General features: G+C 70.6%; 7 protein-coding genes. 1 reads left to right on the forward strand and 6 read right to left on the reverse strand.

Annotated elements, in window-relative coordinates:
* Nucleotide 1: 1 nt before the first annotated feature.
* From AB0B33_RS35945 to AB0B33_RS35970, 6 genes are all read right to left on the reverse strand, one after another.
* Nucleotides 2-394: an ectoine synthase gene (locus AB0B33_RS35945; protein ID WP_003071625.1), complete on the reverse strand. Its 393-nt coding sequence runs from the start codon at nt 392-394 to the stop codon at nt 2-4.
* 13 nt (nt 395-407) lie between these two features.
* A complete protein-coding gene (gene ectB / locus AB0B33_RS35950) occupies nt 408-1,661 on the reverse strand; it encodes a diaminobutyrate--2-oxoglutarate transaminase (RefSeq protein ID WP_360780210.1) in 1,254 nt (417 codons plus the stop codon).
* Nucleotides 1,662-1,676: 15 nt separating this feature from the next.
* Nucleotides 1,677-2,186, reverse strand: coding sequence for a diaminobutyrate acetyltransferase (gene ectA, locus AB0B33_RS35955; protein ID WP_360780213.1), 510 nt, complete (start codon nt 2,184-2,186; stop codon nt 1,677-1,679).
* A 217-nt stretch (nt 2,187-2,403) separates the two neighbouring features.
* Complete coding sequence (locus AB0B33_RS35960; protein ID WP_360780216.1) at nt 2,404-5,433, reverse strand: patatin-like protein; 3,030 nt, start codon at nt 5,431-5,433, stop codon at nt 2,404-2,406.
* A 91-nt stretch (nt 5,434-5,524) separates the two neighbouring features.
* The gene (locus AB0B33_RS35965) at nt 5,525-6,760 is read right to left on the reverse strand and encodes a DUF445 domain-containing protein (protein WP_247017727.1); all 1,236 of its coding nucleotides are present in this window, start codon (nt 6,758-6,760) and stop codon (nt 5,525-5,527) included.
* Nucleotides 6,761-6,763: 3 nt separating this feature from the next.
* Complete coding sequence (locus AB0B33_RS35970) at nt 6,764-7,555, reverse strand: Abi-alpha family protein (protein ID WP_247017725.1); 792 nt, start codon at nt 7,553-7,555, stop codon at nt 6,764-6,766.
* Between the two features lie 82 nt (nt 7,556-7,637).
* On the opposite strand from AB0B33_RS35970, the gene AB0B33_RS35975 reads away from it, so the two are divergent.
* The gene (locus tag AB0B33_RS35975; protein ID WP_360780221.1) at nt 7,638-8,459 is read left to right on the forward strand and encodes a maleylpyruvate isomerase family mycothiol-dependent enzyme; all 822 of its coding nucleotides are present in this window, start codon (nt 7,638-7,640) and stop codon (nt 8,457-8,459) included.
* Nucleotides 8,460-8,514 lie beyond the last annotated feature (55 nt).

Below are 8,514 nucleotides of genomic sequence, written 5' to 3' on the forward strand. Positions count from 1 at the left end.
TTTACGCGTCCTCGGTGATCAGCGGGTATACGCCGTTTTCGTCGTGCACCTCGCGGCCGGTCACCGGGGGGTTGAACACGCAGACGCACTTGATCTCGGTCTTCGGCCGGACCTGGTGCTTGTCGTGGTCGTTGAGCAGGTACAGCGTTCCTGGCTTGAGCTCGTACACCTTGCCGGTGGCCAGGTCTTCGATCTCGCCTTCACCGGAGGTGATGAACACCGCCTCGATGTGGTTGGCGTACCAGAAGTCGTTCACCGTTCCCGCGTACAGCGTGGTCTCGTGCACCGAGAAACCGACGCCCTCCTTGGCCAGGATGATCCGCTTGCTGCGCCAGTTCTCGGTCTTGATGTCGGCGTCGGTGTCGGTGATTTCGTCGAGCGTGCGAACGAGCACGGGCGTGGCTCCTCTACTTCTTCAGGACGGCCTTGATGGACTCGTCGATGATCGACAGGCCCTGGGTCAGTTCGTCGTCGGTCAGGGTCAGCGGCGGCAGGAGCTTCATGACTTCGCCGCCGGGACCGGAGGTTTCCATCAGCAGGCCGCGCGCAAACGCTTCCGCGCAGACGCGGCCGGCGAGGTCTCCGTTCTCGAACTCCAGGCCGCGCGCGAGGCCGCGGCCCTTGGCGACCAGGTTCGCGTCCGGGTACGCCTCGACGATGCCCGAGAACGCGGCGGCGATGCGCTCGCCCTTCGCCTTGGTGGACTTCTCGAGCTCGTCGTCGCTCCAGTAGGCGTTGATCGCCTCGGTCGCGGTGACGAACGCGGGGCTGATGCCGCGGAAGGTGCCGTTGTGCTCGCCCGGCTCCCAGACGTCGAGCTCCGGCTTGATCAGCGTCAGCGCCATCGGGATGCCGTAGCCGCCGATGGACTTCGACAGGCAGACGATGTCCGGCTTGATCCCGGCGTCCTCGAAGCTGAAGAACGGTCCGGTGCGGCCGCAGCCCATCTGGACGTCGTCGAGGATCAGCAGGATGTTGTGGCGCTTGCAGAGGTCGTCGAGACCCTTCAGCCACTCCAGGCGCGCGGCGTTGATGCCGCCTTCGCCCTGCACGCCCTCGACGATCACCGCGGCCGGCTCGTTGAGCCCGCTGCCGGAGTCTTCGAGGAGCTTCTCGAAGTACAGGAAGTCCGGCATCGCGCCGTCGAAGTAGGCGTCGTACGGCATCGGGGTGGCGTGCACCAGCGGAACGCCGGCGCCGCCGCGCTTCATCGAGTTGCCGGTGACCGACAACGCGCCCAGCGTCATGCCGTGGAAGGCGTTCGTGAAGTTGATGACCGATTCCTTGCCGGTCACCTTGCGCGCCAGCTTCAGCGCGGCTTCGACGGCGTTCGCGCCACCCGGACCGGGGAACACGACCTTGTAGTTCAGGTCGCGCGGGTCGAGGATCTTGTCGCGGAAGGTCTGCAGGAAGTCCCGCTTGGCCACGGTGAACATGTCCAGCGCGTGGGTGACGCCGTCGCGCTGGATGTAGTCGATCAGCGCCTGCTTGAGCCGCGGGTTGTTGTGCCCGTAGTTCAGCGCGCCAGCCCCGGCGAAGAAGTCCAGGTAGGCCTTGCCGTTCTCGTCGTAGAGGTGGCTGCCCTGCGCGCGGTCGAACACGACCGGCCAGCCGCGGCTGTAGCTGCGTACTTCGGATTCGAGCTCTTCGAAGATGCTCATGACGTTTCTTTTCTCCTACTCGCCCGGATCTTTGCGTGGCGTCAGCGGACCGATGCGGTAAAGCTCTTCGGCCAGGTGCCCGGCTTCGGGGAAATCTTCCCCGGCGAACAGCACACTGGTTTCCATCGCGGCGTTCCACCGCTTCGCGAACGACGCGAAGAGCCGGATGGACGCCTCGTTGTCCGGGGTGATGGTGGTCTCGAGGTAACGCACGCCGTCGGCGACGAGTCTCGTGTAGAGCGCGTCGAGCAGGGCCCCGGCCAGGCCCTTTCCGCGCTGCGACGCGTCGACCGCGACCTGCCAGACGAGCGCGGCGTCGGGCTCGTCCGGCCTGCGGTAGGCGATGACGAATCCGACCGCCTTGCCGTCTTCACGCGCGACCACCGAGGACTCGGCGAAATCGCGGCACCACAGCATGTATGCGTACGGCGAGTTGAGATCGAGCTTGGCGGAATCGCGCGCGATTCGCCACAGCTGCGCGCCGTCCGCCTTGGTCGGGGATTCGATCAAGTGCGTTACGGACATACTCAGGAAACGTAACAGAGAATTTTCGCCTCGCCAGCGACGCAGCTCACGACCCCCGTATGACCTGCGACGACGCGGGGTACCCGGTGAGGAGTCCCACAAACATGTTTGAAGTGGACGGTCCCGGGGCACACGCGCGCCTGGGCCGCCGGTGCGTGCCGGCGACCTAGTCGCACCATGAACCCAAAGCCGGGTGATCGCAAGGCGACGGGCCGGATCAGGTGTCCGCGCGACCGCGAACGGTCAGGCGGCGGCGCCGGTCGCCCCCGCTGTGCCGCCCGCTCGACGCGGCCACCGGCAGCTGCCGCGCCGCCCGCCGGTGCGGCAGCCGTCGCACGATCCCGCTCAGCGGCATCACCACCGCGGGCAGGATCAGCAGACCCGACACCACCAGCCACCACACCGCGCCCTCCCCGCGCCGCCAGCCCGCGACGACGCTGCCGAGCCAGCCGAAGAACGGCTGGGCCAGCGGGGGCAGGAACGCGGCCAGCAGCAGTGCCGCCACCACCAGCACCCCGAGCACGGCGAACAGCTTCCGCGCGAGGTGGCCCATCGTGAGCAGCGCCGTCGCCAGGTAGACGACTGCGCCGGCCAGCACCGGGAGGCCGATCCACTGCAGCACCGCGCCGCCGTCGTTGCCGAGCACCAGGCCGGCCAGCAGCGCGAGGACGCCGGCGGCGAGCGAGCCCGCGGTGCCGAGCCGGGACGCGCCCTGCGAGACCTTCGCCGTGCTCCTGGCCACCGTGCGCAGGATGCCCGCGACCGTGCGCGGCCAGCCACCGGGCAGGCGGAACGCGACCGTCCCCGCGTTCACCGTCGCCGCGCCGAGGGCGACCAGCGTGCGGGTGAGCCGCGCGGTGCCCTGTTCGCCGGCGAGCCGCTCCGCCGAGACGCGGCAGGCCTGGAACTGCGCCTGCGCGCCGCCGACGTCGAGCGGGGTCCGCTCCTTCGCCAGCGCGTCGCCGATGTCCCGGCGGTCGTCGGCGTCGCAGCGCGAGGTGAGCGTGACGACCGGCAGCTCCTCCGCCGCGATCTCGGCCTGCCGCGGCCGGGCCAGCACCATCGCCGTGACCGGCAGGCTGACCGGCCGTTCGGCGCCGAACTCGGCCGGCTTCAGGTCGGCGTCGAGGCCGAGGAACGCCAGCTCGGCGGTCAGCTGGTCGCGCAGCTGCGCCGCTTCGGCCGGCGTGCAGCGGTCCTGCTCGCCGGGCGGGCGCCAGTCCGGGCCGAACGCGGCGACGAGCTCGTCGCGGAACCGCTCCCGCCCGAGGACGTCCCGCAGCGTCTCGAGGCGGCCCGGGTCGAGCAGGCACTGGACGAGCCAGCCGGCGCCGTCGACGCGGCCCCACATCCAGTCGCTGGCCCGCCACGACGCCTTGTAGAACGCGCCGAAGTAGCTCGCCTGCATCCCGGTCAGCTTGTCCCCGGACCGGCTGCGCGTCATATCCAGCAACGTCCGAGAATCGGCGCTGACCTGCACCAGGTCGACCCGCTGGTCGACCGACGGCGCCTGCGCGAGCAGCCCGCGCGTGGCCACGTGCAGTGCCACCAGCCGGGCCTGGACCACGTCGTCGGCCACGTCGGGCCGCAGCTCGAGCCAGTCCAGCAGGGTGGTCACCGTGCCGGCGTCGTCCCCGGCGGCGGTCAGCTCCCGCAGCGTCGGCGCGGCCGCGCGCAAGCCCGCGACCACCTTCGGCCAGGCCTCGGCGACGGCGGCCGAGCGGCCCAGCCCGGCCCACTCCTCGGCCAGCTCGCGGATCCACACCTCGAGGGTGCTGCTCGCGCCGGGCCCGGTGTGCGCGGCCACCCACTGCCCGAGCCGCACCCCGCGCCCGGCGGTCGCGCGAGCGGCGTGCAGCTGGGCGCGAGCGTCGTTGAGCTCCTGCGCGCGAGCGGCGTCCGGCTGGAGCCGGAACCCGGCGTTGACCAGCTGCAACCCGGTCGCGACGGCGTCGTCGAGCGCGGTCGTCCGGTACCCGACCAGATCGGCGACCGCGAGGCTCTCGGCCGGCGGCCCGGCCGGAACGCCGCTGCTCAGCCCGGCGACGGCGATCGCGCGCAGCTGCCGCGACATCCCGGACGCCCAGTCGCGGTCGGGGGTGTCCGCTTCGGACAGCGCGTACCGCCGCGCGGCGACCCGGACCAGCTCGGCGGCGTCTTCGGCGGTCCGCCGCTCGAGGTAGGCGGTGGCGATCCGCGCGTCGACCAGGCAGCCGGGCCCGCCGCGCAACCCCAGCGCGGCCAGCGAAACCCGGGTGTCCCTGGCGCGCAGCACGGCGTCGTTGTGCCGGGTCAGGTCGTCCAGCTCGGCGCTGATCGACTGGCTCATCACGGTGTTGACGACCTTGGCCAGCGCGTTCGACAGCAGCGGCGGGTTCGCCGGGTCGCACGCGACGGCGTCGGCGTCCCGTTCGCCGGTCGGCACGACGTAGAGCAGCAGCCGCCGGACGTCCGTCTGCGACGGGCGTTCGAAGATCTCGCGCAGCGCCGGCCGCAACGGCTTGTTCAGCAGCACCCCGCCGTCGGTCAGCCAGTGCGAGCGGGTCAGCTCGGTGTAGGGCGTCATGTCGGGGTGCAGCCGGTCGGTGCCCGCGGTGCCGATCGGCAGCCGCGAGAGTTCGAACGCGCCGGGGAAGGACGCGGTGGAGCGCGCCGCCAGCGCGAGCGGCGCCTCCACCCCGTTCGTCCACAGTGGACCGCAGAACCGGAAGAGCATCCGGTGTTCGGTGTCCCGCACCAGGTTCCCGAGCGCGTCGTCGAACCGGGTGGTCTCCCCGTCGATCATCGTGCCGGTGAGCAGCACGGTGACGTCCGGTTCCTCGGCGGGCGGCACGCCGTTCGCGGTGATCTCGCGCAGCACCGCTTCGAGGTCACCGAGCAGCACGCGGTCCCCGTCGAGCACCGACCGCGGCGCCGGCTCGCGCGCGTCCCGGATCAGGTTCTCCAGCGAGGCGGTGGTGATCCAGGTGTCGCGCAGAACCCCGGGCGTGGAACGGAAAGCTTCCGCGAGGCCCAGGCAGGCGGCGTTGACCCCGCCGGCGCTGGTCCCGGTCAGGACGTCGAGCGAAACGGTCGCGCGCAGGACGTCGAGCAGCTTGCGGTACCGCCCGGGTTCGGCGTCCCCGCGCGATTCCCGGAGCAGCTGCGAGGTCTCGGTGGCGACCCCGCCCATCCAGATCGCGAGGCTGGAGCCCCCGACCATGGTCACCGCCAGCCGGATCTCCTGCGGCCAAGGTTCGGCAGTCATGGGCTCCCCCGCCCGGTCGTGGTCCTGACGCAGAGTAGAGGCTCGAAGTGAGCACCGGGATACGTCCGGGTGTACGGCCGTTCGGGTGGAATCAGGCGGCCAGGTGCTCCAGCACCAGCACCTGCGCCTCACCGACCGCGAAGCCCAGCACCGCGCCGGTCGCGATCAGGATCCACTCGTCCTGCTCGAAGGCCGGGCGCAGGAGGCGCTCGAACTCCTTCGGGGACAGCTGCTTCATCTTCGACACCAGCACGTTGCGGATGTCCATCGCGTCCGTCGCGTAGTCCTCGATGTAGCGCATCGTCTCCGGCAGCCGGGACATGATCTGCGAAGCGATCGCCAGCTTCACGTCCTGGTACTTGCGGCTCCCCACCGCGAACACCAGCAGCGGCTTCGCGACGCTCCCGAGTTCGCGGTCGAGCTGGCGCTGGATCAGGGCCAGCACCCGGTCCGACAGCGGGCCGTGCAGGATGGCCTCGATGACGTTGTGCGGGGTGATGATCTCCTTCGCGATCAGCGACCCGTACGCCTCCGCGACTTCCGCCCGCCGCTTCAGGAACAGGCCCTGCCACTGGACTCCGAAATACCGGCGCGGCTCGATCGGGTAGAAGATCATCCGCAGGGCCAGCCAGTCCGTGAACCAGCCGGTGAACAAGCCGAAGATCGGCATGATCGGCGGGAACTTGAACAGCACCCACGCCACCATCTGGATCACGCCGATCGCGCCGCCGAACACCAGGCCCGAGCGCGCGATGAACTTGAACTCCTTCGCGCCCGCCTCCTGGAAGATGCGGTTGAGCAGGCGCTTGTCCTTGACCAGGCTGGTGACCACCATGCCCTTGAGGTCGAACACACTGTCCACATCGGACTTGATCAGGTCGAGCACCGCCGCGACCATCCGCGGCGACTCGTGCTGGACGCGCTCGATCACCAGGCGCTGCACGCGCACCGGCAGGGACTCCCACAGGCCCGGCTGGTAGTGCCCCGCCACCTCGCGGACGATGTCCTCGACGCCCGCGAGCAGCGGTTTCTCGATCTCCTGGGCGATGCGGGACGCGTCCAGCCGCGCGACGACCTCGGCCGGCTTGATCAGCTGCTCGGTCATCGTGTCGCATGCGATGCTCGCCATCCGCGCGGCGCGCTTGGGCACGATGCCCTGCCAGCCGAGGAACGGCTTGACGCCGATGAACTCCACCGGCTGGAACATCATCCGGATCGCGACGAGCTTGGTGCCGTAGCCGATCAGCGCGGCGACGACCGGGATCGAGACGTAGAGGGGCCAGTGCTGCGCGAAGTCGGCGACGATGCCGCTGAGGAAGGCCCCCATGCGCTACCCGAGACTCGGGTCGCAGGCTTGCCAGAACTGCGCGCCGAGGCGCGAGATGTGGATCGTCCGCCGGACGAACTTCGCGCGCTTGACGTGCTTCTCGGCGTCGCGCACGGTCTCGTCGGTCAGCAGGATCTCGTACTGCGTCTCCAGCGACGGCACCTCTTCGTCGAGGTCGACCAGGCCCAGCCCGATCAGCCGCGTCACGTAGCCGGGGACCTGGTCGGGCAGCGACACCCCGGCCGCCTTGCCGACCGTCGACGCGTTGCGCAGCGCGACCCGGCCGGTGCCGCCGATGCCGGTGCGCTCGACGACGTCGACCGCGGGGAACGGCGAGCCGTCCGACAACGCGGAAAGGATGCGGGCCTCGTCCGGGGTCAGCTGGCGCAGGATGATCGCGTAGAAGTACTCGCGGGCGCGCTCGCGGCCGAAGCCGATGGAGTGGTTGAGCAGCTCGGCCATCGCGGCGCGCAGCGGCTCGGCGGCGTTGTCGCGCGCGGGCACGATCGTCACGGTGGCCTCGACCGTCCCGGGCACCGAGGGGCGGTTCATCGCCGACGCCGCCGTCAGCGCCGCGTGGTACGGGTCGTCGACCTCGTCGAGCCGGCGGCGCAGCTCGGTGAGCAGCTGCCGCTCCACCTGCCGGACCCCGCGTTCGGCGGTCTCGACGCCGGGGAGCTTGCGGCCGAGCGCGAACCCGGTGCGCGCGGCCCAGCCGGCCAGCTGACCGGCGCGGCGGGCCAGGTCGGCCACCTCGTCGCCGGTGCCCCGGCCGTTCGGTCGCTCTGCGTTCACGAGCCCACTCCCCTCTGCTTACGCGGTGATGCTACCTGTGGGTAGGCCGGATGGTGGTGTGACCACCGGCATGATGTGCGCCATGAGTCCGACGCGCTGGGGCCCGCCGATCGACGTCCTCCCGTACTTCTCGAAGGAAGAGCAAGCGCTGATGACGCTGCTCGGCGCGCTGACCGAGGAAGACTGGGAGCGCCCGACCCCGTGCGCCGGCTGGACGGTCAAGGACATCGCCGCCCACCTGCTGGGAGACAAGGTCGGCCGGCTCTCCCGGAGCCGCGACGGGCACACCGCGGAAAGCCCCCGCGCGGGTGAGTCCTTCCCCCGCTTCGTCGACCGGATCAACGAAGAATGGGTCGTCGCCTGCCGCCGGCTCTCGACGGACGTCCTGCTCACGATGATGTACGAGTTCATGGGCCAGACCACCGAGCACTGGGCGAAGCTCGACCTCGACGTCCTCGGTGAGCCGGTGAGCTGGGCGGGTGCCGAGCCGGCGCCGCGCTGGCTGGACGCGGCCCGCGACTACTCGGAGTTCTGGGTCCACCACGTGCAGATCCGCGAGGCGCTGGAACACACGCCGCTGGAGGCCGAGTACGCCGAGCCGATCGCCGACACGTTCGTCCGCGCGCTGCCGCACACGCTGCGGGACGTCGAGGCCCGCGTCGGCAAGCAGGTCGGCTACACGGTCACCGGCGCCGGCAAGTGGCACGCCCGCCGCGAGCGCGACGGCTGGGTCCTCGACCGCGGCGCACCGCCGTCCCGCACCCCGCTGGCCACGGTGACGACGGACCTGGACACGTTCTGGCGGCTCTGCACCCGCACCCCCGCCGACACCGGCCGCGTCCGCACAACCGGCGACGAAAACGTTTGCGCCCAGATGCTGACGATGACATCGATCATCGCCTGACCGCGCACTTTCACGTGAAAGTGCGCACCTGGGGGCCGCACTTTAAACTGGAAAT

This window comes from Amycolatopsis sp. NPDC049159 (genome assembly GCF_040648295.1).
In the GTDB taxonomy this organism is placed as follows: domain Bacteria; phylum Actinomycetota; class Actinomycetes; order Mycobacteriales; family Pseudonocardiaceae; genus Amycolatopsis; species Amycolatopsis pretoriensis_A.

Excerpts from the sequence above, each read along its gene's own strand:
- ectB (WP_360780210.1), bottom strand. The coding sequence starts at position 1,661 with ATGAGCATCTTCGAAGAGCTCGAATCCGAAGTACGCAGCTACAGCCGC.
- AB0B33_RS35975 (WP_360780221.1), top strand. The coding sequence starts at position 7,638 with ATGAGTCCGACGCGCTGGGGCCCGCCGATCGACGTCCTCCCGTACTTC.
- ectA (WP_360780213.1), bottom strand. The coding sequence starts at position 2,186 with ATGTCCGTAACGCACTTGATCGAATCCCCGACCAAGGCGGACGGCGCG.
- AB0B33_RS35965 (WP_247017727.1), bottom strand. The coding sequence starts at position 6,760 with ATGGGGGCCTTCCTCAGCGGCATCGTCGCCGACTTCGCGCAGCACTGG.
- AB0B33_RS35960 (WP_360780216.1), bottom strand. The coding sequence starts at position 5,433 with ATGACTGCCGAACCTTGGCCGCAGGAGATCCGGCTGGCGGTGACCATG.